The 24,980-nt window shown below is 72.8% G+C and carries 20 protein-coding genes; 7 read left to right on the top strand and 13 right to left on the bottom strand.

Annotation, left to right across the window (positions count from 1 at the left end; all coding sequences use genetic code 11):
* Positions 1-6: 6 nt before the first annotated feature.
* Genes rlmB through ACH0A8_RS13435 form a run of 4 tightly spaced genes read right to left on the bottom strand, consistent with a single transcriptional unit; the run spans position 7 to position 4,212 of the window.
* Complete coding sequence (gene rlmB, locus ACH0A8_RS13420; RefSeq protein ID WP_066656632.1) at positions 7-1,017, bottom strand: 23S rRNA (guanosine(2251)-2'-O)-methyltransferase RlmB; 1,011 nt, start codon at positions 1,015-1,017, stop codon at positions 7-9.
* 28 nt (positions 1,018-1,045) lie between these two features.
* Complete coding sequence (gene cysS, locus ACH0A8_RS13425) at positions 1,046-2,455, bottom strand: cysteine--tRNA ligase (protein ID WP_209685422.1); 1,410 nt, start codon at positions 2,453-2,455, stop codon at positions 1,046-1,048.
* A 53-nt stretch (positions 2,456-2,508) separates the two neighbouring features.
* Positions 2,509-3,678 (bottom strand): 2-C-methyl-D-erythritol 4-phosphate cytidylyltransferase, encoded by a 1,170-nt coding sequence (gene ispD, locus ACH0A8_RS13430; protein WP_209685420.1) that lies wholly within the window; start codon positions 3,676-3,678, stop codon positions 2,509-2,511.
* 51 nt (positions 3,679-3,729) lie between these two features.
* Entirely contained in the window at positions 3,730-4,212 is a 483-nt protein-coding gene (locus ACH0A8_RS13435) for a CarD family transcriptional regulator (protein ID WP_017888066.1), read from the bottom strand.
* Between the two features lie 91 nt (positions 4,213-4,303).
* Between ACH0A8_RS13435 and ACH0A8_RS13440 the strand changes: the two genes are divergently transcribed.
* Positions 4,304-5,020: a hypothetical protein gene (locus ACH0A8_RS13440; RefSeq protein WP_209685419.1), complete on the top strand. Its 717-nt coding sequence runs from the start codon at positions 4,304-4,306 to the stop codon at positions 5,018-5,020.
* Between the two features lie 97 nt (positions 5,021-5,117).
* On the opposite strand, the gene ACH0A8_RS13445 is transcribed toward ACH0A8_RS13440, so the two are convergent.
* Together ACH0A8_RS13445 and ACH0A8_RS13450 are read right to left on the bottom strand one after the other, a co-directional pair.
* The gene (locus ACH0A8_RS13445) at positions 5,118-5,798 is read right to left on the bottom strand and encodes a response regulator transcription factor (protein ID WP_066656662.1); all 681 of its coding nucleotides are present in this window, start codon (positions 5,796-5,798) and stop codon (positions 5,118-5,120) included.
* Positions 5,795-6,961, bottom strand: coding sequence for a cell wall metabolism sensor histidine kinase WalK (locus ACH0A8_RS13450; RefSeq protein ID WP_066656668.1), 1,167 nt, complete (start codon positions 6,959-6,961; stop codon positions 5,795-5,797). The genes ACH0A8_RS13445 and ACH0A8_RS13450 overlap by 4 nt, the downstream gene beginning before the upstream one ends.
* A gap of 158 nt (positions 6,962-7,119) precedes the next feature.
* On the opposite strand from ACH0A8_RS13450, the gene phoU reads away from it, so the two are divergent.
* Positions 7,120-7,791, top strand: coding sequence for a phosphate signaling complex protein PhoU (phoU, locus tag ACH0A8_RS13455; protein WP_066656682.1), 672 nt, complete (start codon positions 7,120-7,122; stop codon positions 7,789-7,791).
* A 22-nt stretch (positions 7,792-7,813) separates the two neighbouring features.
* Positions 7,814-8,362 carry an AAA family ATPase gene (locus ACH0A8_RS13460; protein WP_251160948.1) on the top strand — a complete coding sequence of 183 codons (549 nt, stop codon included), beginning with the start codon at positions 7,814-7,816 and terminating at the stop codon, positions 8,360-8,362.
* Between the two features lie 61 nt (positions 8,363-8,423).
* Here ACH0A8_RS13460 and ACH0A8_RS13465 read toward each other — a convergent pair whose 3' ends face one another.
* Positions 8,424-9,170, bottom strand: a complete 747-nt coding sequence (locus ACH0A8_RS13465; protein ID WP_406907357.1) for a phosphoglyceromutase — start codon at positions 9,168-9,170, stop codon at positions 8,424-8,426.
* 45 nt (positions 9,171-9,215) lie between these two features.
* Between ACH0A8_RS13465 and ACH0A8_RS13470 the strand changes: the two genes are divergently transcribed.
* Positions 9,216-9,989, top strand: a complete 774-nt coding sequence (locus ACH0A8_RS13470; protein ID WP_209685415.1) for a class I SAM-dependent methyltransferase — start codon at positions 9,216-9,218, stop codon at positions 9,987-9,989.
* 104 nt (positions 9,990-10,093) lie between these two features.
* Here ACH0A8_RS13470 and ACH0A8_RS13475 read toward each other — a convergent pair whose 3' ends face one another.
* From ACH0A8_RS13475 to ACH0A8_RS13485, 3 genes are all read right to left on the bottom strand, one after another.
* Positions 10,094-11,161: a folate-binding protein YgfZ gene (locus tag ACH0A8_RS13475; protein WP_066656689.1), complete on the bottom strand. Its 1,068-nt coding sequence runs from the start codon at positions 11,159-11,161 to the stop codon at positions 10,094-10,096.
* Positions 11,161-11,763, bottom strand: a complete 603-nt coding sequence (locus tag ACH0A8_RS13480; RefSeq protein WP_066656691.1) for an FABP family protein — start codon at positions 11,761-11,763, stop codon at positions 11,161-11,163. Before ACH0A8_RS13480 ends, ACH0A8_RS13475 begins: the two co-directional genes overlap by 1 nt.
* A 180-nt stretch (positions 11,764-11,943) precedes the next feature.
* Entirely contained in the window at positions 11,944-12,225 is a 282-nt protein-coding gene (locus ACH0A8_RS13485) for a hypothetical protein (RefSeq protein ID WP_137768304.1), read from the bottom strand.
* Positions 12,226-12,343: 118 nt separating this feature from the next.
* On the opposite strand from ACH0A8_RS13485, the gene ACH0A8_RS13490 reads away from it, so the two are divergent.
* Genes ACH0A8_RS13490 through ACH0A8_RS13500 form a run of 3 tightly spaced genes read left to right on the top strand, consistent with a single transcriptional unit; the run spans position 12,344 to position 15,954 of the window.
* Positions 12,344-13,027: a response regulator transcription factor gene (locus tag ACH0A8_RS13490; protein ID WP_066656694.1), complete on the top strand. Its 684-nt coding sequence runs from the start codon at positions 12,344-12,346 to the stop codon at positions 13,025-13,027.
* Complete coding sequence (gene mshD, locus ACH0A8_RS13495) at positions 13,027-13,869, top strand: mycothiol synthase (RefSeq protein WP_326497015.1); 843 nt, start codon at positions 13,027-13,029, stop codon at positions 13,867-13,869. The genes ACH0A8_RS13490 and mshD overlap by 1 nt, the downstream gene beginning before the upstream one ends.
* Before the next feature lie 48 nt (positions 13,870-13,917).
* Positions 13,918-15,954, top strand: coding sequence for a serine/threonine-protein kinase (locus ACH0A8_RS13500; RefSeq protein WP_406907358.1), 2,037 nt, complete (start codon positions 13,918-13,920; stop codon positions 15,952-15,954).
* Between the two features lie 197 nt (positions 15,955-16,151).
* On the opposite strand, the gene ACH0A8_RS13505 is transcribed toward ACH0A8_RS13500, so the two are convergent.
* From ACH0A8_RS13505 to ACH0A8_RS13515, 3 genes are read right to left on the bottom strand one after another with little or no spacing between them, the layout of a single operon-like run.
* Complete coding sequence (locus ACH0A8_RS13505) at positions 16,152-20,462, bottom strand: FtsK/SpoIIIE domain-containing protein (protein WP_406907359.1); 4,311 nt, start codon at positions 20,460-20,462, stop codon at positions 16,152-16,154.
* A 55-nt stretch (positions 20,463-20,517) separates the two neighbouring features.
* The gene (locus ACH0A8_RS13510) at positions 20,518-21,960 is read right to left on the bottom strand and encodes a hypothetical protein (protein ID WP_251160953.1); all 1,443 of its coding nucleotides are present in this window, start codon (positions 21,958-21,960) and stop codon (positions 20,518-20,520) included.
* Positions 21,957-24,764, bottom strand: coding sequence for a hypothetical protein (locus ACH0A8_RS13515; RefSeq protein WP_406907360.1), 2,808 nt, complete (start codon positions 24,762-24,764; stop codon positions 21,957-21,959). The genes ACH0A8_RS13510 and ACH0A8_RS13515 overlap by 4 nt, the downstream gene beginning before the upstream one ends.
* Between the last annotated feature and the right edge of the window lie 216 nt (positions 24,765-24,980).

Here is a 24,980-nt window from a genome sequence, read left to right on the forward strand (position 1 = left end):
GCGCGCCTACTCGGCGCGACGGCGCCGAGCGACCTCCCACAGGGTGACGCTCGCGGCGATGCCCGCGTTGAGCGACTCGGTGGCGCTGGAGATCGGGATCGAGACGATCGCGTCGCAGGTCTCGGTGACCAGGCGGGACAGACCCTTGCCCTCGGACCCGACGACGATCACGATCGGCCGGTCGGCGAGCTCGAGAGCGTCGAGCTCCACGTCCCCGTCGCCGTCGAGACCGAGCACGAAGAGCCCCATCGACTTCAGCGACTTGAGCGTCTGCGTCAGGTTCGGCGCCATCGCGACGGGCGTGCGCGCAGCGGCACCGGCACTCGTCTTCCACGCCGACGCCGTGACGCCGACCGAGCGGCGCTGCGGCACGATGACGCCGTGGCCACCGAAGGCCGCGGTCGAGCGGATGATCGCGCCGAGGTTCCGCGGGTCGGTGATGCCGTCGAGGGCGACCATGAGCGGGACCTGGTCGCGGGAGAACGCGCGCTCGGCGAGGTCCTCGGCGACGGCGTACTCGTACGCCGGGACCTTCAGCGCGACACCCTGGTGCACGCTGTCGTGGCCCGTGATGCGGTCGAGCTCCGGCCGCATGATCTCCATGATCGGGACGCCGCGGTGGTTGGCGAGCGCCAGGATCTCCTTGACGCGGTCGTCGACCTCGATGCGGGCGGCGATGTACAGCGTCGTCGACGGGGTCTTCGTGCGCAGGGCCTCGAGCACGGAGTTGCGCCCGGTCACGAGCTCGGAGTCGTCGCTCTTGCGCTGCGGCGGCCGACCGGTGCGCTGCTGCGGCGAGCTCGACGCACCGTGACGGCCGCGGGCAGCGTCGAGCCGGTCCTTCGCCGCCTTGCGCTTGCCGGCGGGGTGGTACGGCCGGTCCTCGGCCTTCGGCGTGGGCTTGCGCCCCTCGAGCGCCTGCGCGCCCTGGCCGCCGGAGCCGACCTGCTTGTTGCCCTTGCGGCCGGAGCGGACGGCGCCGGGCCGGCCCTTCTTGCTCCCCGAGACGTTCTTCATTGCTCTCTCCTGTCCGGCACGGCCGTTGTCAGGCGATGCTCCAGCGTGTTCCTGCTGCGGTGTCCTCGATGGTGATCCCCGCGGCTGCGAGGTCGTCCCGCACCCGGTCCGCCGTGGCGAAGTCGCGTGCCGCACGGGCATCGGCGCGCTCCTGCACGAGGCGGTCGACGAGCGCGGCGAGCGGTGCGGCCGAGACGTCCTGCGCACCACCGGACCAGTGGGCCGCTCGCGGGTCGATGCCGAGGACCTCGACCATGGCGGCCACCTGATGGTACGCGACCCCGAGCGCTTCCGCATCGTCGGCGTCGAGCGCGGCGTTCCCGGCGCGGACCGTCTCGTGCAGCACGGCCAGTGCCTGCGGCACCGCGAGGTCGTCGTCCATCGCGGCCGCGAACGCGTCGGGCACGGCCGGGGCGTCGCGGAGCGGGACCCCCTCGAGCCGGGGTTCCGCGCGGGCCAGGAACCCCTCGATCCGGTCGTAGGCGGCCTCGGCCTCGGCCAGCGAGCCGTCGTGGTGGTCGATCGAGGACCGGTAGTGCGCCGCGCCGAGGAAGTACCGGACCACGACCGGACGGGCGGACGCGAGGAAGTCGGCGGCGAAGATCGAGTTCCCGAGGGACTTCGACATCTTCTGCCCCTCGACCGTCACCAGGCCGTTGTGCAGCCAGTACGACGCGAACGGGTCGCCGGCCGCGGTCGACTGCGCGAGCTCGTTCTCGTGGTGCGGGAAGCGCAGGTCGAGGCCGCCGCCGTGGATGTCGAACGCCGGGCCGAGGTAGCGCCGCGACATCGCCGAGCACTCGATGTGCCAGCCCGGGCGGCCCGGCCCCCACGGGGAGTCCCAGGTCGCCGTCGTCGGCTCGCCCGGCTTGGCACCCTTCCAGAGCGCGAAGTCCCGCGGATCGCGCTTGCCGCGGGGGTCGGCGTCGGTGGCCTCGACCATGTCCTCGCGTCGCTGGCGCGTCAGGGCGCCGTAGGACTCCCAGCTGCCGGTGTCGAAGTACACGTCGCCCGTGCCGTCGGCGGCGGCGTACGCGTACCCGCGCTCGATCAGCCGCTCGATGATCTCGTGCATCTGCGGCACGCTCGCGGTCGCCCGCGGCTCGTACGTCGGGGCGAGGATCCCGAGGGCGTCGTACGCGGCGGTGAACTCCCGCTCGACGCGGTACGCCCGGGCGAACCACTGCTCGTCGGTGCCCGCGGCCAGGTCGAGCACCTTGTCGTCGATGTCGGTGACGTTCCGCACGAGGGTCACCCGGTACCCGCGGTACGTCAGCCACCGGCGCCACACGTCGTAGACCAGTGCCGAGCGCAGGTGCCCGATGTGCGGCGACGACTGCACCGTCGGCCCGCACACGTACATGCTCACCTGTCCGTCGACCAGCGGGACGAGGTCGACGACGGCTGCGGCGCGGGAGTCGTACAGGCGAACGGTCACGCCCCAAGCCTAGGACGTCGGACGCGCCGGGTGACGGAGGGGGTCGGCAGCGGTCAGCGCGGCCGGACGACGGCGGTCGCGATCGCCGCGAGCCCCTCCCCGCGCCCGGTCAGGCCGAGGCCGTCCGTCGTCGTGCCGGAGACCGCGACGGGAGCACCGACGACCGCGGCCAGGGCGGCCTGCATCTCGTCGCGTCGGGCACCGATGCGGGGACGGTTCCCGATCACCTGGACCGTGACCGAGGTCGGCGCGAGACCGGCCGAGCGCAGGAGCTCGACGGCCCCGCGGACGAAGACGTCACCGGTGGCCCCGGCGTAGCGCGGGTCGGAGGTGCCGAAGCGCCCGCCGATGTCACCGAGGCCGCCCGCCGACAGCAGTGCGTCGCAGACCGCGTGGGCGACCGCGTCGCCGTCGCTGTGCCCGGAGAGCCCCGGTTCGCCGGGGAAGTCGAGCAGCCCGACCCGGCACGGCGACGCGGCGTCGAAGGCGTGCACGTCGACCCCGAGGCCCACTCGGACGTCGGGCGCCGCGGCTGCCGCACCGGTGCGGGAGGCCACGAGCGCCTCGGCCCGCGCGAGGTCCCACCGCGTGGTGATCTTGAACGCGTCGGCGTCTCCCGGCACCGTGCGGACCGTTCCCCCGGCCGCCCGGAACACACCCGCGTCGTCGGTCTCGGAGCGCTCGGCGCCCGCGTAGGCGGCCCGGAGTGCGGCGAGCGGGAAGACCTGCGGCGTCTGCACCCCGACGAGCGCCGACCGGTCGACGGTCTCGACCACGACGTCCGCGTCGACACGCTTGACCGTGTCCGTGACGGGCAGGGCCGGGACGACGCCGTCACCGGTCGCGCCTGCACGGTCGAACACGGCGTCGAACTGCGCCGCCGGCGTCAGGCAGCGGGCGGCGTCGTGGACACCGACCCACTCGATGCCGTGCGGCAGGGCGTCGAGGCCCGCCTGGACCGAGGCGTGGCGGTCAGCACCGCCCGCGACGACCACGGTGAGGTCGACCGCGTGTCCGGCGGTCGCCGCGACCAGGGCGCGGCACTCGTCGAGCCGGGCTGCGGGTGCCACGACCACGAGGACGGTCGGCTCGGCCAGGGTGAGCACGGTGCGCAGGGCGCGGGTGAGCATCGGCTCGCCCGCGACCGGGACGAACGCCTTCGCGTCCCCGATGCCCAACCGCGTGCCGGAACCGGCTGCGACGACGACGACCGCCCTGCTCACCCGATCGGGGAGCAGGGCGGTCGTCGTCGTGTCGTCCAGCGGCGGTCCGCGCTACGAGGCGAGGACCTCGTCGAGGACGGTCGATGCCTTGTCCTCGTCGGTCTTCTCGGCCAGGGCGAGCTCGGAGATCAGGATCTGCCGGGCCTTGGCCAGCATCCGCTTCTCACCCGCGGAGAGCCCGCGGTCCTGGTCGCGGCGCCAGAGGTCGCGCACGACCTCGGAGACCTTGATGACGTCACCGGACGCCAGCTTCTCCAGGTTCGCCTTGTACCGGCGCGACCAGTTCGTGGGCTCTTCCGTGAAGGGCGCCCGCAGGACCTCGAAGACCTTGTCGAGGCCTTCCTTGCCGATGACGTCACGGACGCCGACCAGGTCGACGTTGTCCGCCGGCACCTCGATCGTCAGGTCACCCTGCGTGACACGCAGCTTCAGGTAGACCTTTTCCTCGCCCTTGATGACGCGCGTCTTGACTTCAGAGATGGTTGCCGCCCCGTGGTGGGGGTAGACGACGGTCTCGCCGACCTCGAATTGCATGTATCAGGCTCCGTTCCCAGGACCCCCAGTTTACCACAAGCACCTTTCGGGTAAGGGGCCTGGGCGGCCCGCACCCCCGACGATCGGTAGGATGGACGCGGACCGCCTGGTCCACATCGTGATCTTCCGGAGGAATCTCTTGCGAGCTCGGGTACTCGTGTCCGTCGCCGTTGCGGCATCCATCGCGCTCGGCGCCACCGGCTGCGAGTTCATGTCGCCCGCGCACACCAAGGAGATCAAGCAGATCACCGACGGCGTGAACGTCAGCACCGGCTCGATCGACATCCGGAACGCGCTGCTCATCTCCGACGGCGGCGAGGACGCGCGCTTCGTCGGGAGCTTCATCAACACGGGGTCGAAGGACGTCACCATGAGCGTCGAGGTCGGCGGCGTGACCCAGACGGTCGAGATCCCGGCGAACTCGCACGTCGATCCCGCCGTCCCGGCCGGCCCCTCGAGCGAGGCCGAGTCCAGCGTCCAGTCCGGCGCCGAGACGCAGGGCACGCGCTCCGCCGGCCAGCCGGAGCTCGTCTTCTCGGGTGCCGACGCCGTCCCCGGCTCGCTCGTCAAGACGTACTTCTCGTACTCGGGCGCCGAGGGTGTCTCGGCCAACGTCCCGGTGCTCACCAGCGCCCTCGAGGAGTACCAGACCCTCGCCCCGACGACGTCCCCGTCGGCCACCCCGTCGAGCACGGAGACCTCGCCGTCGGAGAGCGGCTCCGAGCCCACCGGCGACGCCACGGCTCCGGGCACCCAGTCGGGCGACTCGCAGACCGACTCGTCCGAGGGCGACAGCGGCACGAACTGACCGCCGCGCGCCGGACGGGCGCGACGACCTGACGCAACGCACCGGAGGCCCGGTGCCGGTTCCGAGAACCGGCACCGGGCCTCCCGTGCGTCGCCGGTCAGCCCTCGATCCGGTACCCCAGACCGCGCACCGTCACCAGGACCTCCGGGGCGCTCGGCACGCGCTCGATCTTCGACCGGATGCGCTTGATGTGCACGTCGAGCGTCTTCGTGTCCCCGAAGTAGTCCGACCCCCACACGCGGTCGATGAGCTGCCCGCGGGTGAGCACGCGTCCGGCGTTCCGGAGCAGGAGTTCGAGCAGCTCGAACTCCTTGAGGGGCATCGGCGTCTCCGCCCCGTCGACCGTCACGGTGTGCCGCTCGACGTCCATCCGGATCCCGCCGACCTGCAGGATGCCGCTGTCGCCCGGGTCGTCCTCGGTGCGCCGACGCAGCACCGCCCGGAGCCGGGCCAGGAGCTCCCGGGTCGAGTAGGGCTTCGTCACGTAGTCGTCGGCGCCGAGCTCGAGCCCGACGACGATGTCCACCTCGGAGTCCTTCGCGGTGAGCATGATGATCGGCACGTTCGAGCGAGTCCGGACCTGCCGGCAGACCTCGGTGCCGCTCAGTCCGGGCAGCATGAGGTCGAGCAGGATCAGGTCGGGGTTCTCGGTGTCGAACTTCGACAGCGCGGTCACGCCGTCCGCGGCGACGGCGGTCTCGTACCCCTCGCGCTGCAGGAGGAACTCCAGGGGCTCGCTCAGGGCCGGCTCGTCGTCGACGATGAGGATCTTGGTCACGATGACTGCTCTTCCAGTTGCTCTTCGAGTGCGGTGGTGAGTTCGGGATCCGCCTCGGGCAGGCGGATCGTGAAGGTCGAGCCCTTGCCGGGCTGCGACCAGACGCGGACGTCGCCGCCGTGGTTGCCGACGACGTGCTTGACGATGGCGAGCCCGAGACCGGTGCCGCCGGTCGCCCGCGACCGTGCGGGGTCGACGCGGTAGAAGCGCTCGAACACGCGGTCGAGGTCGGCCTCCGGGATGCCGACGCCCTGGTCGGTCACCGCGATCTCGACGAACCCCTTGGTGGACCGGACGCCGACGCCCACACGGGTGTGGTCCGGGGAGTACTTGACCGCGTTGGCGATGAGGTTCGACACCGCGACCTGCAGCAGCCCCGGGTCGCCCATGACCCGCAGCTTCGAACGCTTGGCCCGCACGATCTCGATCTCCCGGGCGCGGGCGACGACCTCGTTCGCGTCGACCGCCGCCTGCACGATCTTGTCGACCGACGTCTCCTCGCTGTTCTCGAGGGTGTCGACCGACTGCAGCCGCGACAGCTCGATGATGTCCTTCGTCAGGGCCCCGAGCCGCTCGGACTCGGTGATGAGCTGCCCGGCGAACCGCTTCACGTGGTCCGGGTCGTCGGCGGCGACGACGAGGGTCTCGGCGAGCAGGCCGATCGCCCCGATGGGGGTCTTCAGCTCGTGCGAGATGTTCGCCACGAAGTCGCGTCGGACCTCGTCGATGCGGCGGCTCTCGGTCAGGTCGTCGGCCGTGACGAGCACGTAGCGGTTGCCGAGCTGCGCCGCCCGGAAGCTCAGGTAGCCGACCAGTTCCCCGCTGCGCCCGCGGGGCAGCTCGAGGTCCTCCGACCCCATCTCCCCGCTCCTGCGCACCTGGTCCACCAGGGCGACGAGCTCGGCGTGCACGAGCTTCCGCCGCACGACGAGCCCGACGGTCAGTGCCTGCGGCGACGCGGCGACGACCGTGTTCGAGGGGTCGACGACCACGGCCGGGTTGTGCATCGTGGCGATGACCGCGGCGACGCCGTCGGGCAGCGTCCGTTCCGCGACGTCGGCTGCCCGGGCCGTGCGCTCCGCCGTGATGACCAGCACCACGACCCCTGCGCCGAAGACCCCGCCGAGGAGCATCGACAGTGGCACGAGCCACGCGTTGTCCATGCCGCCAGTGTAGGGATCGTCACGCGGGGTTCCGACGCCGTTCACCCCGCTTCCGCTCAGTCGAGGCCCCGGATCGTGAGGTGTTCAGCCGCAGGTCACCGTTCGTTCACCTGGGCTGACGACACTCGTCCGGTACGCATCAGAGAGGCACATCCCCCATGCGCGAAGTCTTCCAGCAGGAGCTCCAGGACGTCCAGGAGCGTCTGACCGAGATCGCCGGACTCGTCGAGTCCGCCATCACCCGTGCGACGCAGGCGTTCAGCGAGTCCGACGTCGCCCTCGCCGAGGAGGTGATCGCCGACGACGCCATGATCGACCACGCGGCGAACAGCCTCGACGAGATCGCGATCGACATCCTCGCGCGGCAGGCGCCGGTCGCCCGTGACCTCCGCGTCGTCGTGACCGCGCTGCGCGTCAGCTCGTCGCTCGAGCGCATGGGCGACATGGCCGAGCACATCGCGCAGCTCGCCCGCCAGCGCTTCCCCGAGAAGGTCGTGCCGAAGGGCCTGCGCGGCACCTTCAAGCAGATGGGCGCGCACGACGTGCAGATGGCCCAGAAGCTCACGCGCCTGCTCGCGACCGAGGACATCGCCCTGGCCGCGGAGATCCGCGACGAGGACGACGCCGTCGACGAGCTGCACGCGAGCGTGTTCGACTTCGTGCTCGGCGAGACCTGGAAGGGGAACCCGATCGACACGGTCGACGCGACCCTGGCCTCGCGCTACCACGAGCGCTTCGCGGACCACGCGGTGTCGATCGCCAAGAAGGTCGAGTACCTGGCGACCGGCGACTGGACCGGCGCCGCGTCGGTGACGGCCTCCCCCGCCTGACGGGTTCTGCCAGGATCGTGGCATGGCTCAGGTCGCGATCGTCGTCAACGGGATGCCCGGTTCGGGCAAGAGCACGGTGGGCGCCGCCCTGGCCGAGGTGCTCGGCTGTCCCTTCCTGTCGAAGGACCGCATCAAGGAACCGCTGGCCGACGTGGTCGGCCCGATGATCGGCTCGCGCGAGCTCGGCGGCATCGCGATGGACACGATGTGGTCGATGGCGCGGGCCGTCGAGAACGGGGTCGTCCTCGACGCCGTCTGGCTGCCGTCCCGTGACCGCGACCGTCTGGAGGCCGGACTCGCCTCCGCCGGCTCACCGCGCGCCGTCGAGGTGTTCTGCCAGGTCGACCGGGTCACCGCCGCGGACCGGCTGCGCGACCGGTACGAGCCCGGCACACTGCCCGTCCGGCACGAGGTGCACGGGGACCTGGCGGAGATCCTGGCCTTCTGGGACGAGCACGGCGACGCGGCCGCACCGATCGGGCTGCCGGGCGTCCCCGTCGTGCGGGTCGACACCGGTCGCCCCTACGACGTCGGGGCGCTCGTGCAGGAGATCGCCGACCACTTCGTCTGAGGCCCGCCCGAGGTGCACGAACGCCCCGCCGGTGTCCGGCGGGGCGTTCGTCGTGCTGGTGCTACTTCTTGGCGCCCTGCGCGGCGACCGCGGCTGCACCGGCAGCGGCGGCCTCCGGGTCGAGGTAGTACGAGGGCTTCGTCGGACGGAAGTCGTCGTCGAGCTCGTACACGAGGGGGATGCCCGTCGGGATGTTGAGGCCCGCGATGTCGTCGTCGGAGATGCCGTCGAGGTGCTTCACGAGGGCGCGGAGCGAGTTGCCGTGCGCGGTGACCAGGACGGTCTTCCCCTCGCCCAGGTCCTTCGTGATGTCGGACTCCCAGTACGGCAACAGCCGGTCGATGACGAGTTTCAGCGACTCGGTGCGGGGCAGCTGGTCGCCGAGGTCGGCGTAGCGGCGGTCCCCGGCCTGCGACCACTCGGCGTCGTCCGCGATGGGGGGCGGCGGCACGTCGAACGAGCGACGCCACTCCGTGAACTGCTGCTCGCCGTACTGCTCGAGCGTCTGGGCCTTGTCCTTGCCCTGCAGGTCTCCGTAGTGGCGCTCGTTGAGGCGCCAGTCGCGCTTCACCGGCAGCCAGGCCAGGTCGGCCTCGAGCAGGGCGATGTCGGCGGTCTGGATCGCGCGGGTCAGCAGCGACGTGTAGAGGACGTCGGGGACGATGCCCGACTCGGCGATGAGGGTGCCGGCACGCTTCGCCTCCTTCTCGCCGAGCTCGGAGAGCCGGACGTCGACCCAACCGGTGAACAGGTTCTTCTGGTTCCAGTCACTGTTGCCGTGACGCAGCAGGACGAGCGTGGAGGTCATGCGTCCGAGTCTACCGAGCGGGTGCGCCTCGGTACCCTGGGGTCCATGCCCATCGGGAACGTCACGCGCGGGACCACCGGGTACAACCGGCTCCGTCGTGTCGACCGCTGGATCGCCGCGCTCCCCGTCCTGCGCCGGACGGACGACCCGCTCGTGGCCGACGTCGGGTACGGCGCCCGACCGACGACGACCCTGGAGCTCCGCGACCGGCTGGCCCGGGTCCGACCCGACGTCGAGGTCACCGGCATCGAGATCGAGCCGTCACGCGTGGCGCTGGCGAACGCGGGCACCCGTGACGGGGTGACGTTCCGGCTCGGCGGCTTCGAGACGCCGACGCCCGGTGGCCGCCGTCCCGCCGTGATCCGGGCGTTCAACGTCCTGCGGCAGTACGACGAGTCCGCCGTCGTCGACTCGTGGCGGATCATGCAGGACCGCCTGCAGCCCGGCGGGACACTCGTCGAGGGCACCTGCAACGAGGTCGGCCGCGTGGCGTCCTGGGTCACGCTCGACGAGCACGAGCCGCACACGTTCACGGTGTCCCTGCGCGTCGCCGACCTCGAGCTGCCGAGCATCGTGGCGGAGCGACTGCCGAAGGCCCTGATCCACCGCAACGTCCCCGGGGAGCGGGTGCACGCGTTCCTGCTCGACCTCGACCGTGCGTGGGCGGTCGCCGCCCCGCTCGGCACGTACGGCCCCCGCCAGCGGTGGATCGCGACGGTGCACGGCATGCGCGACCGGGGCTGGCCGGTGCTGCACGGGGTGACGCGCTGGCGTCTCGGCGAGCTCAGCGTCCCGTGGTCCGCCGTCGCTCCCGCCTGAGCGGCCGCCGCGCCACGAGACTCGCCCAGGCGGACACGTCCACGGTCGTGCGGGCGCGAACACGTCCGCGGGGCCGAGTCTCGCCGGACCGCGTCCGACGACGACTACGAGCGGCGCACGGCTCCGAGCCGGGGCAGGCGCGGGACGTTCGCGGTCGCTCCGGCCTCCGGCGGGACGATCGTCTCCTGCGCGGCCGTGACCACGACGTCGTCGACGGTCAGGGTCAGCGTCACGGCGGGGTCGAGCGAGCGCTTCACGACCGCGAGCCCGACCGGCCCGAGCTCGTGGTGGAGCGCCGACGCGGTGAGCCGCCCGACGTCCTTGCCGTCGAGCTCGACCGCGGTGCCCGGCGCGGGCAGCACGCCGTCCGAGCCGTCCAGGTGCAGCATCACCACGCGGCGCGGCGGGTGCCCGAGGTTGTGCACCTTGGCGACGGTCTCCTGTCCGCGGTAGCAACCCTTCGACAGGTGCACGGCGGAGCGGAGCCAGTCGAGCTCGTGCGGGATCGTCCGCTCGTCGACGTCCGCGAGCGAGGGCCGCCACGCGGCGATGCGCAGGGCCTCGAACGCGAGCAGCCCCGCGACCGGCGTGTCCGACGCTGCCAGCGCAGCCACGGCGTCCGGGGTGACCACGTCGATGCGGAGGGTCCAGTCGGAGGCGGGATGGGCCTCCGGGGCGGCGTAGCCCCATCCACCGGGCGTGACCGACGACCACGGGTCGACCCACTCGACGACCACGCCGTCGGGCGCTGCCGAACCCGCGAAGCGGCCGAGCGTGACGAGGTCGGCCGACCGGTCGGTGACCTCGACGCGGAGCATGAAGCGCATCGAGTCGAGCCAGGCCGCGAGCGGTGCGGCGTCGGCGGCCTCGGTGAGGAGCCAGGTGATCTCGCCGTCGTCGACCACCCGTGCGGCGTGCTCGACGCGGCCGGACTGGTCGAGGACGAGCGTCTCGGTGCTGACGCCGGGCTCGAGGCCGGTGAGCAGCTGCGAGGTGATCGAGTTGAGCCAGGACAGGCGGTCCGGTCCGCTGACCGTGACGACCCCGAGGCCGAGCTCGACGACCGCGCGACCGGAGGCGAGCGCCCGCTGCTCACCGACGGGGCTGCCGAAGTGGGCGGCGGGACCGGCCTCGGTCGCGACGAAGCCGTCGCGCCCGCTGAAGGCGGACATCAGTCGACCTTCGCGAGCTGCCCCGAGGCGTGCGAGGTGAGCTGCTGCCCGAGCGCGGCGATGTCCCACGCCCAGAAGAGCTTGCCCTCGACCAGGCCGTACAGGCGGGTCGCGGCCGAGTAGTCCTTCGCGTTCGGCGAGCGCATCACGGCGTCGGTGGCCAGGTCGATCCGGCCCTTCCTGACGCGTCCGACGTAGAGCTCGTTGACGCCCGTCGGGTGGATGATCGCGGCCTCGACGTCGAAGCCGTCGGTCGTGTTCCGGAGCGCCTCGACGCTCTCCACCGTGCTGAACGGCGCGGGACCGTCGCCCATGAGCATCGCGGGACCGCGGTCACCGGGCTCGTTCGGCCGGTCGATGCGCCAGTAGCCCATCTCGGCGGCGAGGGGCGTGTGGTCGTCGTCGAGCAGCCACGTCGTCGAGGAGTAGTTGAGGTACGGCAGGCCGTCGTGGCTGAAGCTCACGCGCTGGCCGAACTCGTACTTGCGGGGCTCGTCCTCGTCACCCACCGGGTACTCGACGACGCCCGTGCCCTCCCAGACACCGACGAGCCAGGACAGCGGGACGAGTTCGGGTGCCAGACCCTCGGGCAGTTCGATCAACGCTGACCCTTGAACAGCTTCACGACGACGACGACCGAGATGAACGCGATCGCGAGCGACGCCAGGCCGAGGAGGCCCACGTAGAACAGCTCGAGCGCAAGCAGCGAATCCATGCCGCGAGTCTACGCGGGACGCCTGACGGCGCCAGGGGGCGTGCCGCGCGGTCGCAGGTCGCGCGGCTCAGCGCGCCAGCAGCACCACGGCCGTGACGAGCACGACGACGAAGGCGCCGGAGGACGCGATGCTGATCCGCTCGACCAGCCCGTCCTTGGTCGCGGTGATGAGCTGCAGCACGAAGCTCACGAGCACGCAGAGCACGAAGACGAGCAGGAGCCAGGCGAACGAGTCCTTCTGCGTCAGGGTCAGCACGAGCACCGCACCGACCACGGCGAGGACCCAGACCGGCAGCACGGAGGTGAGCCGCAGGCGGCGCTGGTCGAGGGGCGGGACGGGCTCGGTCACGCGCTCCATCATGACAGGGCCTCGCCGACCGGGACGCCCGACCGACCGGCCGGTCGGCGGGCCCCTTCCGACACATCACTAGGATGGCTCCACGACGTCCCCTCGTTCTGGAGGTCCTGTGGCCCAGCTCCTGGTACTCACCTCAGCCGCGCCCGGCGACGTCCTGCCGAGTCTCGGTCTGCTGAGCCACCGGATCCGCCACGTCCCGGCCGAGGCCGCCCAGCTGGTCAACGCCCCGCAGAGCGACCTGATGTTCGTGGACGCCCGCCTCGACCTCGTGAGCGCCAAGGCGTTGTGCAAGATCCTCGCGACGAGCGGCTCGACGACGCCGGTCATCCTCGTCGTGACCGAGGGCGGGCTGACCGCGGTGAACAGCGAGTGGAACGTCGACGACGTCGTGCTCGAGAGCGCCGGGCCCGCCGAGGTCGACGCGCGCATCCGCCTCACCACGGGACGCGCCGCCAAGAACCCGTCGGGGTCGAAGATCCAGGCCTCCGGGGTCGTCATCGACGAGGCGAGCTACTCGGCGAAGGTGCGGGGGCGGCCGCTGGACCTCACCTTCAAGGAGTTCGAGCTCCTGCGCTTCTTCGCCTCCCACCCCTCGCGCGTCTTCACCCGCGAGCAGCTCCTCAGCGAGGTCTGGGGCTACGACTACTTCGGCGGCACCCGCACGGTCGACGTGCACGTGCGACGGCTCCGCGCCAAGCTCGGCGACCTCGAGTCGCTCATCGGCACGGTCCGCAACGTCGGCTACCGCTTCAACGTGCACGACGACGAGGCCGACCGGCTGGCGGCCCAGTAGTGCTCGCCGTCGTCGAGATGCTCGCGGCCGCCGCGACCGCCGCGGGCGAGGCCCCGCCGTTCTCCGACCAGACCCTGGTCGACGTGCGCGCCGGCCGTGCCGCGGTGGTCGGGGACGAACGCGGGGTCGCCGTGGTCCGGGACGGCGAGCTGGAACTCGTCGTCGCCCCGGAGGCCCGTGGCCAGGGCGTCGGGTCGGCACTCGTCGCGCAGGTGCTCACCCCGGGCGCCGGGGGCGCGACGGCGGCCTCGGGCGTTCCGCGCCTCGCGTGGGCGCACGGGGACCACCCGGCCGCCCGTGCCCTCGCCGACCGGTACGGCTGGACGCCGGTACGGACCCTGCTGCAGCTCCGGGCGACGGTGTCGGACGAACCCACCGGGGCCGATGTCCCCGACGGGTACCGCATCGACGCCTTCCGCCCCGGCGACCCCGAGGACGAGGACGCCTGGCTGACCCTCAACGCCGCGGCCTTCGCGCACCACCCCGAGCAGGGCCGGATGACGCTCGAGGACCTGCGCGCCCGTGAGGCCGAGCCGTGGTTCTCCGGCGACGACCTGCTGCTCCTGCGCGACGACTCCGGCGCGCTCGCGGGATCGTGCTGGCTCAAGGTCGAGGACGGCGTCGGCGAGTTCTACGCGGTCGCGGTCCGGCCGGACCTGCAGGGGCGTCGGCTCGGCGGGGTCCTGATGCGCGCGGGCTCGGCCCGGCTGGCCGGTCGCGGACTGACCGCGTCTGCGCTCTACGTCGAGGGCGACAACGAGCCCGCGCTCGCGCTCTACCGCCGGTCCGGCTTCACGCAGCACGCGATCGACGTGCAGTACGCCGCAGGGTCCGGCCGGTAACATGACGCGAGGTCGACGAGGGGTCGACCGGGGGCAGTCGGGGGCAACGTGACGGAGCAGGGTCGGGCGCAGTACGGCCGCGGCGAACCGCTCGGTGCGTCGTACCGGCTGGTCGACCTGCTCGGCACCGGCGCGACCGGCGAGGTCTGGCGCACCGAGCACACCGCGACCGGGGAGCACGTCGCCGCCAAGCTGCTGCGCGCCGAGCTCGCCGCCGACCCGGCCGTGGTCGAGCGGTTCGTCCGCGAACGCACCGTGCTGCTCGGCCTGCAGCACCCGTCGATCGTCCGGGTGCGCGACCTCGTCGTCGAGGGCGACCGACTCGCGATCGTCATGGACCTGGTCGGCGGGGGCTCCGCCCGCGACCTGCTCGCCGACGCCGGGACGCTGCCGCCCCGGGACGCCCTGACGATCACCGCCGAGACGCTCGACGCCCTCGCCGCCGCGCACGGGCAGGACGTCACCCACCGCGACGTCAAGCCCGACAACGTGCTGCTCGCGTCCCCGTGGGCACCCGGCGCCACGGGCGACGTCCGGGTGTCGGACTTCGGGATCGCGTCCGTCATGGCCGACCGGCAGCGCACCACGACCGGGCTGCTCGGCACGCCACAGTACATGGCCCCCGAGTCGATCAGCCAGGGGCGCTCGGGCCCCGCGGCCGACGTGTACGGCACCGGGGTGATGCTCTACGAGCTGCTCGCCGGACGCACCCCCTTCGCTGGACCGGGCACCGACTTCGCCGTCGCCTACCGCCACGTCACCTCGGACCCGCCGCAGCTCGACGTCCCCGCGTCGCTGTGGTCGGCGATGTCGACGATGCTCGCGAAGGACCCGGCCGCACGACCCGCGGCCGCCGACGCCGCGGCCACCCTGCGCCGCCTCTCCCGGCAGCTGGCCGACGCCCCGGCGCTGGCCCCGACTGCCGATCCGGAGTCCTTCGCCGAGGTCGAGCGGCCCGCCACCGTGGTGCGCGGACTCCGTCCAGGCGGCGGTACCGCGTCCGACGGTCCCCCGGCGGACGGCTCCGGCCCGTCACCCGCTGCGGAGGACGCCGGACCGGTGCCCGAACTCGGGCAGGCGGGCTCGCAGACGGTCTTCCGGCCGCTCGCACGCCCTCCGGTCGCCGCCGCTCGCGAACCCGAGGCCCCGGCGCGCGGCCGGTGGCAGCGCCCGGACTGGCTCACGAACCGCATGCTCGGGCTCGGTGCCCTCGGCGTGGTGCTCGTCGCCGCACTCGTCGTCGGCGGGGTCGTCTGGCTCCCCGGCGCCCTGGGCGGCAAGGACACCCCGAGTGCGGCCCGCACGGCGCAGGCCGCGAGCGCCTACCAGCAGGACCGTCCGCTGCCGACCGGACTCTCGACGACCCGCAAGGCGACCGTCGACCCGCAGGCCGGCACGGTGGACCTGTCGATCACGTACGCCGCCCAGTCCGCGACGCTCCGCGGCCCGCTGCTCGAGGTGGTGCCCGGGGTCGGAGCGCGGTCCGAGTGTCCCGCGGTGACGTGGACCGGCGACGAGGTGAGCGGTGCCCGGAACCAACCGTCGCTGACCGGCGTCGACGTCCGCTGCGGCTGGACGCTCTCCGACGTGGTGGTCCCGGCGGGCGAGGACCTGACCGTGCAGGCGACCGTGCGGCTGTCCGACGTGCCCGACCAGGCCGGGCTCCAGGAGTGGCTCGACGCGGCGGGCAGCGCGACCACGACGGCCGTCACCGACCAGGCCGTCACCGGGACCTCGTACCCCGTTCAGCGACTGCAGGGCGTCGAGGTCCGCACGCCCGACCGCACGGTCAGCCAGACCACGCTGCCCGTGACGCTCGTACCGGTGTGGCCGAGCGGTGCCGACGAACTGAACCCCCTCTACCGCAGCCCCTCGACCGGGAAGCCGTCGGAGATGCTCACCGACGTCGCCGGCGGGGAGGCCGGGGTGCGCTTCGCCGACGGGTGCTCGGGTGCGCTGGCCGTGTCCTCGGACGGCCTCGTCGTGACCGCACTGTCCGTCGCGCCGTCCTGCACCGTCCGCGCGACGGTGGGCAACTTCACGGACCTCGAGAGCTCGCCCTTCGGCATCACCACCCGCGACTGACCGGCGTCCGCCCTCGCGGGACGTGACGTGGGTCACGCCGGGAGGCGCGCGGCGGGCGTGCACCGCGACTCCCGGTCGCGGATCCGCCGGACGGGAGGTGTGTGGCGGCGGTGTGCCGTGCCTCCCGGTCGCGGACCCGCCGGACGGGAGGCACGTGGCGGTGCGATGCGCCTCCCGTCCGGTGGTGGTCGCGCCGGTCAGGCGCCGGCAGCGGCCGTCTGGACGAGCCGGACCGCACCGCCCGATGCGGCGTAGCCGCGGCCGACGGTCAGCGCGACGGGGGCCCGTCTCGGCAGCGTGACACCGAGCAGTTCGCCGTCGTAGTCGACGTCGGGCTGCAGCAGCACGCCGCAGCGGGACTTCCGGATCGATCGCGTCCAGTGGCTGTAGAGCGATCGGAGGTCGGCGGACCGGCCGGCCGCGACCACGCACAGGCCCGGCCGTTCGGAGGACAGCAGCGAGGCGATCGACTGGTCGGCGTCGTCGAAGCGTTCGGCGTCGTCGACGAGCAGCAGGACCGGGCCCCGCTCCAGGCGGAGGCCGGCCAGCAGGGCGGGGACCTCGTCCGCACCGACCGCGAGGCGGTCGAACACACCGTCGGCGAGCGGGGACCGGCGGTCGCAGACCGCCCACACGGCGGGGCGGACGCCCTCGGCGGACCGTGCCAGGTCGGCGAGGGCGAGGAGCACCGTCGACTTGCCGGAGCGCGCCGGGCCGGCGACGAGCACGTGCTCGCCGTCGTAGACCTCGAGCGCCGCGGTGCCGAGGTCGTCCTCCGCGATGCCGACCGGCAGGCGCCACGGCTCGGTGTCGAAACGGGCCGGGGTCCGGAGGTCCTGCACCCGGACCGCATCGGGCAGACGTCCCACGGCGCTCGTCTTCGCCGCGGCGTCCGGCCACGCCGCGGCGACCTCGACGACGGCTCCGGCGAGGGGCACCGACGGCGTCGCGACGTGGCTCTGCAGCTTCGTCGTCGAGTCGATGTACCGACCCGGCACGGGCGGCGGGACGTCCTTCGGACGGACCCCGATGGACGCGTAGTCGTACGGGTCGGCCAGGCGGAACATCCACTTCTGGGTCGTGACCTCGTCCATGGCGGACGGCACGGCCTTCGCCCGCGTCGTGGAGACGGCGAAGGAGATCCCCAGCGCCGGCCCCTCGGCGTAGACGCGGTACAGGGCGTCGAGGAGCTGCTGGCCCTCGAAGTCCTGGTACTCGTCGCGGAGCGCCGCCAGGCCGTCGATGAGGACGACGGCGCGACGTCCGCCGGGGCTCGCCCGACGGCGCTCGAGGTCTGCGCGCAGGTGCCGGAGGAAGCGGGCCTGCAGCTCGCCCGCCCCGGCGCCGGACCCGACGTAGGCCGTCGTGTGCGGCAGCTGCGCGAGCGGTGCCAGGTCCCCCGGTCCCATGTCCAGGACGAGGAGGTCGAGGTCGTCGGGGCTCGTCGTCCGCGCGAGACGCAGGGCGAGGGCGGACAGGGCGGTGCTCGTGCCGCTGCCCGGGATGCCCATCAGGACGAGGTTGCCCTCGTCGAGGTCCCAGCCGCCGGCGACCTGGCGCTGGTGGTCGGGGTCGTCGGCGAGCGCGACGGGCACGAAGCGGCGGGCACCGTCGGACGGTTCCGGGACGTCTGCCAGGTCGACCCGGGCTCCCAGCGCCTCGGGCCAGATGGGGCGGGGTGCCGCGTACCCGGCGGCGTCGTTCGCGGCGCGGATCGCCTCGATGAGGACGTCGAGGTCGGTGTCGTCCGACGCACTCGGCCCGGGTGCGGGCGCCGGTGCCGGGACGCCGAACACGTCGGTCGGGCGGACGGAGACCGGCTGCTCGACCCGTTCGTCGCGCGCGCGGCCGGTGACCAGGGCGGTCTGCACCGGGGTGATGTCGTCCTGCCCGAGCTTCACGTAGGCGCGGCCGGTCTGCTGGCGGCCGATGCCCGCCGCGGCGGGCACGCCGATGACGTTCGTCGAGTCCTCGCGGCTCTGCACGCGGAGCGCCACCCGGAGGTTCGTGTTCGCGAGGATGTCCTCGCTCACGACGCCGGCCGGCCGCTGGGTGGCCAGCACCATGTGCACGCCGAGCGTCCGGCCGACCGCAGCGATCGCGACGAGCGAGGTCAGGACGTCCGGGAACTCCTTCGCGAGCATGGCGAACTCGTCGACGACGAAGAGCAGGCGCGGCATCGGCTCGGTCGGCCGTGTCGCCAGGTAGGCGTCGAGGTTGTCGATGTCGGCGCCGGCCGTCGCGAAGACCCGCTGACGACGCTCGAGCTCGGCCTCGAGCGCGCGGATGGCTCGGTCTGCCAGCTGCTCGTCGAGGTTGCTGATCGTGCCGATGGTGTGCGGCAGCCGCTCGCAGGCGGCGAAGGCGGCGCCGCCCTTGAAGTCGACGAGGAGGAAGTTGAGCCGGGTGGGGTCGTTCCGGGCCGCGAGGCCGGCGACGAACGAGCGGAGGAACTCGCTCTTGCCGGAACCCGTGGTCCCACCGACCAGGCCGTGGGGGCCGTCGCGCACCAGGTCGATCTCGAGGACGCCGGACTCCGAGGAACCGACCGGGGTCGAGGTACCGGTGCTGGTCTGCCAGAGGGTCCGGATGCCCTCGGCGGTGGTCGTGTCGACGGCGGCGGCGCCGTGGCCCGCGCCCGGGGCGGTGGCGCGGGCGGTGCCGCCAGGGGCCGCGGCGCTCCGCGCGAGGAGTTCGGGCAGGCGGACGAGCGACGGCAGCGATGCACCGGGCACCGTGAGTTCGGGGTCGTCGAAGTGGGCGACGGCGCGGGCGGCGCGCTCCGCCGTGTCCGGGGTGAGGCCGGCGAGCACGACGTCCTCGACCCGCGTGCGGTCCTCGGGGCGGTAGACCGTCGCGGCCGCGTCCGCACCGACCGTGACGATGGACGTGCAGGCAGCGGGCAGCTGCTGCTCGTTCGTCGCGATGACGATGCCGCTCACCCGCTGGCGCCGCTCCCCCGGGCGCAGCGACACACCGGGGACCGCGCGGCCCTGGCCGAGCAGGCTGCGTGCCGGGGCGTCGCGGCCCTCGGTGAGGACGTCGGAGTCCACGACGACGAGCAGGTTCGGCGTGGGCAGCTCGTCGAGCGACTCCTGCAGCCCACGCAGGACGGCGGCGCTCTGGTCGCGCTGCGCCGACATCCACCGGGCGCCGGTGCTGCTGCCCGCGACGCGCGTGTGCGGCAGCCAGGAGGCCCAGGACCAGTCGTCCTCGCGGCCCGCGTCGCAGAACACCCCGACCGTCAGGTCCGCGGGTCCGCAGTGCACGGTCGCCTGCGCCAGCAGGCTGCGGGCCAGGGCGAGCGCACCGTCGCGGTCACCGACGATGCCGACGACGCCGGCGTCCGACAGGTCGGCGACGACCGGCGCCGCCGTGAGCCGGCTGTCCGCGATCGCGGCCTTCGCCTCGTCCTCGAGCTTCGACGACGCCGCCCGCTGGTCGACCTCGGGACGCCACGGCGCGTCACCGGTGCCGGCGTGCAGGCTGAGGAAGTCGTCGTCGTCCGACCGACGCTGCCACAGGTCGGTGGTGGGGACGAGCGCTCGACGAACGACGGTCGCCGGGTCGGGCACGAGGTCCTGCCGGCGGGCCGCCTCGACGGCCGCGGCCGCGGCGATCTCGCCGCGGAAGGTCTCGACCGCCTCGGTGAAGCGCGTCTCCTCCTCCTTCAGGTTCTTCGCCCGGCGGTGCTTCTGCTCGAACCACATGCCGATCGCGGTCACGGGGCTGAGCAGCGCGAACAGTGCGAAGCGGGCGTCCCCGAGCAGGAGCACCATCGCCCCGGCGAGCACGAGCGGAGCCGCCACCGTGATCCAGCTGAACTTCGACGCCGGGGCGACGTCCCTGCGCGTCGGCGGGGACACCGGCTCGGTGTCGGTGAGCCGTCCCGGCCGGGGCGGTCGATTGAACGGCGCCGTGGCGGCCGGCGTGAGGTTGGGCAACGTGCCCGCTGCCGGCACGGTCGTCTCCGGCAGCTCCGGACGGAGCAGCAGGACCGCGCCGCCCACGATGACGCTCGTGGTCCCGGTCAGCAGGACGCCCTCGTCGTCGATGCGCTCCCCCGCGATGACCGTGCCGTTCGTCGACCCGGAGTCGCGCACCCGGACACCGTCGTCCTCGCGCTCCACGGTGCAGTGTTCCCAGGACGCGCTCTCGGTGGGGAGCACGACGTCCGCCTGCGGAGCGCGTCCGACGACGAGCCGACGGCTGCGCGGCACCGAGACGACGACGCCCGCCCCGAGGCCGCCCGCCAGGGTCACGCTCCACCCGTCGACGGCGCGCGGTGGCTCCTCGGTGGTGCGGGCGACCCGGGACCCTTCGAGGAGCACCAGGTCGCGCAACGGGGTGTCGGAGCTCGTCCGGTGACCGTCGACCGCCAGGGGTGTGCCGGGGTCGAGCGGGGTGCCGAGCGACGCCGCGACGAGGTCCCCCAGCGTGGAGGAATCCGCCCACCCGTCGGCCTCGATCGTCTCGCGGCGGTCGTCGAGCTCGATCAGCAGGCGCATGGGCGGTCCTCCCTGGGCGTGGTGCGGCGGTGCGGGTGGTGCAGGTGGGACGGGGTCAGTCGGTCGAGTCGGAGAACCAGACGAGCGCGGGCGTGGCCCCGTCGTCCTCGGTCGCAGCGGCGGGGCGGAGCCCGAGGTCCTGCGCGGAGGCGGCGAGCACGCCGGCGGGATCGCCGAGGGCCTGTCGCGAGCCGAAGTCGAGTGCCGGGCCTGCGAGGCCGTCTCCGGCCCCGAGGTCGAGCCGGGCCAACGCGTCCGACACCGCGGCGGCGTCCGTGCTCCGGGCCGTCCCGACGGCCGTCACGAGCGCCACGACGGCGTCGTGGCTGCGGGCGTCGGCCACGGTCGCCACCGAGGCGAACGACCGGTCGCCCGTGAGGTTCTTCGCGTCCGCGTCGTCGGCGAGGACCCGCACGCCGCCGAGGAACGCCGACATGGCGCGGCCCTCGGCGTCCGAGGACAGGGCACGGGCGTCGTCGGTCTCGACCCCGACGGTGCGGAAGGCGCCGCTGAGGCTGCCGCCCGCCTGGGCGAGCGCAGCCGCGAAGGCGGGGCTGGTGGCCTCGGGGGTCAGGACGACCGGAGCGGTGACGTTGGCCTCCTGGAGGGCGGCGACGAGCGCTCCCTGTCGTCCGGCCGGACCGCTGACGACCACGGCGTCGGAGTCGGGTGCCGCCTGCTCGTCCCCGTCCTGCTCGGCTCCGGCCTGCTCGGCTGCAGCCTGGTCGTCGGCCGTCGTGGCGTCGGTGGAGCCCGCCGCCGCGCCGGTGCGCTGCGCGACGGTGGTGGCGAGAGCGCCGAGGTCGGGTGCGCTCGTCGCGTCGACGACGTGGGCGAACCGCACTCCGGACGGCGCTCCGCCGCCCAGGTCGACGAGCAGCGGCGACGCGGCGTCGCCGAGCGCGTCCTGCAGCGCCGTCGCGACGGACTCCGTCGACGGCGCGGTCGACCAGGCGTCGTCCGCGCCGGCCGCGTACGGTGCGACGACCGGGATGCCGGCGTCGGCCGCTGCAGCGAAGGCACCACGGACGTGGTCGCCGGACGTCGCCACCACGATGCCCGAGACACCGTCGGCAGCGAGCGCTTCGACGGCCTTCCGGGCACCGTCGATCGACCCGCCGTCGTTCTTCGTCACGAGTTGCACGTCCGTGCCGCCGAGCTCCAGGCGGCGCTGCGCCACCAGGGCACCCTGCGCGGCGTCGTCCCACTGCGCACCCTCGCCGTCACCGAGCGTGACCACGACGCCGATCTTCGTGCCGTCGGGGACGTGGGCGACGCTGATCGGCACCGGGGCCGTCGCGGAGACCGCCTCGGCCGTGGTCGATGCCGAGACACGTACCGCGAGCAGCGCGGTGACGACGGCGGCGACGACGAGGACGGCCACCGCGACGATGATCGCAGTGCGGCGGCGTTTCCGGGTCCGGGCGGCGTCGGGCGCTGCGGTCTCCGCGGGCTCCGCTGCGGCCGCCTCGGTCGAGTGGTCCTGCACGTGGCTCATCGCTCGGCTCCGATCCGGAAGGCGTAGAGCGTCGTCGACGTCGCGCTGGACGGAACGTCGAGACGGAAGGCGGGGAGCTTCGCCGCCCGGTCGAGCGAGGCGCGGAACTGCTGCTGCTGCAGGAGGATGCCCGCGACGTCCTCGGCACGGACGTTGGCGTAGCCGGAGGCGTTCTGCGACGCGAGGGCGAGCTGGTAGTCGGCGGAGTCGGACTTCGCCGCGCTCGTGGCCATCGCGCCGAGGATGCCGGAGCCGTTGACCTCGCGGTCGCCGAGGTCGAGCATCACGCGGTTGAGGTCGCCGGTGAGCAGCGTGCTGGCGCCCTCGACGTCGCGGACCGAGGCGCTGGTGCTCGCGTCGATGCGCTGGAGGCTCGCCGCGGTCTGCTCGTCCACGGACGAGGCGAGGCTGCTGCTCTGCTCCTGCAGCGAGCCCTTCTGCTCGTCGATGGTGCCCTTCGACTGCTTCGTCACGTCGTCAGCCGTGGACCGGAGCCCGGCGATGGACTTGTCGAACGCGTCGCGGACTTCTGACGCGTTCGACGACGCCGACTTCGACACATCCGTCACACGCTCGTCGAGCAGCGCCCGGACACTCGATTCGACGCCCTTCTGTTGGTCGTCCGCCGTCTTGCGGAGCTCGTCCTTGACCTTGTCCTGCTGTTCCTTGAGCGCGCCGAGGTCGGCGCCGACAGCGTCCGACTGTGCGACTGCGGCTTCAATGTTGGTCTTCAACTGGTCGAGCTGAGCCGCGGCGCCGGCGTCGTCGGATCCAGCCCGTCGAACGGCCTCCACAGCCGAGCGCACTGCGGCGATGCGGTTCCGCAGTTCGACGAAGGCTCGACCGAATGCACTGTCGGGGTTGGACACGTCGGTGGACTGCTCGATCTCGCCCCATGCTGCCGCCTGCTCGGCGAGGCGCTGGTCCATGGGCGCGGAGAAGGGGGCCGGTGGCTTCTGCGGCCCCGGGCCGTCCTCGGACTCATCACAGGGGGTTGCCGTCAAGTACGCCCGAAGATCGTCCGCCTGCTCCTCGGTGAGACCAGAAGTCGGGCCGTCGATGATCGGGAGGTCGAGGTCGAGGTCGAGGTCGGGGCCGTCCTCGTCCTCTCGCTTCGTGACCAGCGCACAGATGGCATCAGCGAGTGCCGCGTTCTGCGCCTGCATCGACCTCGAGGGGAACGAGTCCTCCGTAACTCCGATGACGTCCCGAGCTGCGGCAGCCTTCACGTGCACCGCATCGACGTCGTCGCCGAGGACACCGATGCTCTGCTCGACGGCCCCGATGCTCTTGTCGAGTTCGCCAAGAGAACCGTTCAGCGACCCCGATGCGGAACCAGCCTGGGAAGCGAGGCCCGCGAGCGCTTTCTGCAGCGCTGCGACCTTGGCGACGGCAGCATCTGCCTTGTCTGTCTGGAGCGAATCTGCGAGCGCCTTTCCGGTGTCCGCGAGTCGGACGGCGCTGGCGGTGATGTCCTTCGAGGACAGGAAGAGTACGCACGTGAACGAAGTCGACTCTGCAGGGCACGTAGCGTCCGTCGGTTCAGCCGGACCGATCGATGCTGCCAGGTCGCTCGTCGCCTGCTGCTTGCACGCCTCGCTCGCGTCGGCGTAGCCCTCGAGCTGCGCGGACACGCGCAGCAGGTTCCCGTAGACGCTCGAGCCCGCTGCACCGGTCTGCGGGACCGCGTTGCATCCCTCACCGTCGAGCACCGCCTTCGGTGCCGTCGCCGACGTGTCCCCGAGCAGCGCGTCGAGGCTGCCCGTCGTCTGCTGCAGCTGCTGCAGCACCGTCGACTGCGTCGCCTGCACGGTCGAGCCGAGGTCACCGTTCAGCGAACCGAGCTCACCCGACAGCGACTGCATCGTGCTCGCGAGCGACGCGCTGCTCTCCTGCAGCCGCTCCGCCGTCCGCACACCGAGGGTCTCGGACGTCGACTCGAGGTTCGTGCGGACCTCGGTGATGGTCCCGCCGGCACGGGCGAGGACCTCGTTGACCTGCGCGATGAGGTCGATCGTCCGACGCTGCAGGGCGAGCTCGGAGTCCGTCTCGGACCCGAACGCCCCGTTCATCACGCCGCTGGTCGACAGGTCGGTCGTCAGCCCGGGCTGCGCCGCGACGTCGATGGCGGGCGTCGAGAAGTCACGGACGTCGGCGACGAGGTGCAGCGTGCTGCTCGCTCCCGACGTCGGCGGCGCCAGCAGCCGGCCCCACTGCACGACTGCGTCACCGGAGGCGTTGGTGCTCACGACGCCGTCGGTGGACGCGCCGCCGTCGACGGACTCGGTCACGATGCGGTCCGGTGCGACCCCGTCGAGGACGGTCGACGCGGCGACGCTGAACGGTGCGCCGACCAGCGCCGGCGTGGAACGGGAGGCCCCTGCGACGTCGTACGACAGGTTCTGCGACCGGACCGTGAGGTTCTCGACGGTGACGTCGATCTCGACGCGACCCGAGTACCCGTCGAGGTCGGCGAGGTCGGTCCCGGAGCGCTTGTCGGTCGTGTACTGCGTGGTGATCCGGAGCGGCAGGTCCCCCGCCGCGTCCTGCACGTCGTGGTCGACGGCCTTCGAGGACGAGCGCTCTCCGGCGACCGAGATCGTCGTGTCCGAGATCGCGTTCACGGCGCCGTTCGTCGTGAGCGTCGTGTCCACCGTCTGCAGCACGCGTGACGGATCCGTCACCTGGTCCTGGTCGGCGGTGCACCCGGCGAGCACCAGCGCGAGTGCGCCCGTGACGGCCACCACTCCCGCGATGCGGCTCCCCTGCCGGTTCCCGGTTCCCCCGGCGCGCGTCAACATCACGATCGTCCCCCTCAAGAATCGACTGCGTGGTCGATCCTAGCCGCTGAAATACCGTGAGGTTCCGTCCTCCACAGGAGGAGACCACCCCCGTTCGAGCCACAGCACGGCGACATGCGAACTTGCGGGGCCTGCTGGAATTGATACTCTGCACAACGCACCCTGGGGGGATCACCGAACACCATCCGGTGGTCGGGGATGCATGATCGAGTGGTCGAC

Origin of the sequence: Curtobacterium sp. 179-B 9B NHS (assembly GCF_045370965.1) — a bacterium.
In the GTDB taxonomy this organism is placed as follows: domain Bacteria; phylum Actinomycetota; class Actinomycetes; order Actinomycetales; family Microbacteriaceae; genus Curtobacterium.

What these genes read in the sequence shown, in the direction of transcription:
- rlmB (WP_066656632.1), bottom strand. Translation starts at nt 1,017, where the DNA reads ATGAAGAACGTCTCGGGGAGCAAGAAGGGCCGGCCCGGCGCCGTCCGC.
- ACH0A8_RS13435 (WP_017888066.1), bottom strand. Translation starts at nt 4,212, where the DNA reads ATGCAATTCGAGGTCGGCGAGACCGTCGTCTACCCCCACCACGGGGCG.
- ACH0A8_RS13440 (WP_209685419.1), top strand. Translation starts at nt 4,304, where the DNA reads ATGGACGCGGACCGCCTGGTCCACATCGTGATCTTCCGGAGGAATCTC.
- ACH0A8_RS13450 (WP_066656668.1), bottom strand. Translation starts at nt 6,961, where the DNA reads ATGGACAACGCGTGGCTCGTGCCACTGTCGATGCTCCTCGGCGGGGTC.
- phoU (WP_066656682.1), top strand. Translation starts at nt 7,120, where the DNA reads ATGCGCGAAGTCTTCCAGCAGGAGCTCCAGGACGTCCAGGAGCGTCTG.
- ACH0A8_RS13460 (WP_251160948.1), top strand. Translation starts at nt 7,814, where the DNA reads ATGGCTCAGGTCGCGATCGTCGTCAACGGGATGCCCGGTTCGGGCAAG.
- ACH0A8_RS13465 (WP_406907357.1), bottom strand. Translation starts at nt 9,170, where the DNA reads ATGACCTCCACGCTCGTCCTGCTGCGTCACGGCAACAGTGACTGGAAC.
- ACH0A8_RS13470 (WP_209685415.1), top strand. Translation starts at nt 9,216, where the DNA reads ATGCCCATCGGGAACGTCACGCGCGGGACCACCGGGTACAACCGGCTC.
- ACH0A8_RS13475 (WP_066656689.1), bottom strand. Translation starts at nt 11,161, where the DNA reads ATGTCCGCCTTCAGCGGGCGCGACGGCTTCGTCGCGACCGAGGCCGGT.
- ACH0A8_RS13505 (WP_406907359.1), bottom strand. Translation starts at nt 20,462, where the DNA reads ATGCGCCTGCTGATCGAGCTCGACGACCGCCGCGAGACGATCGAGGCC.
- ACH0A8_RS13510 (WP_251160953.1), bottom strand. Translation starts at nt 21,960, where the DNA reads ATGAGCCACGTGCAGGACCACTCGACCGAGGCGGCCGCAGCGGAGCCC.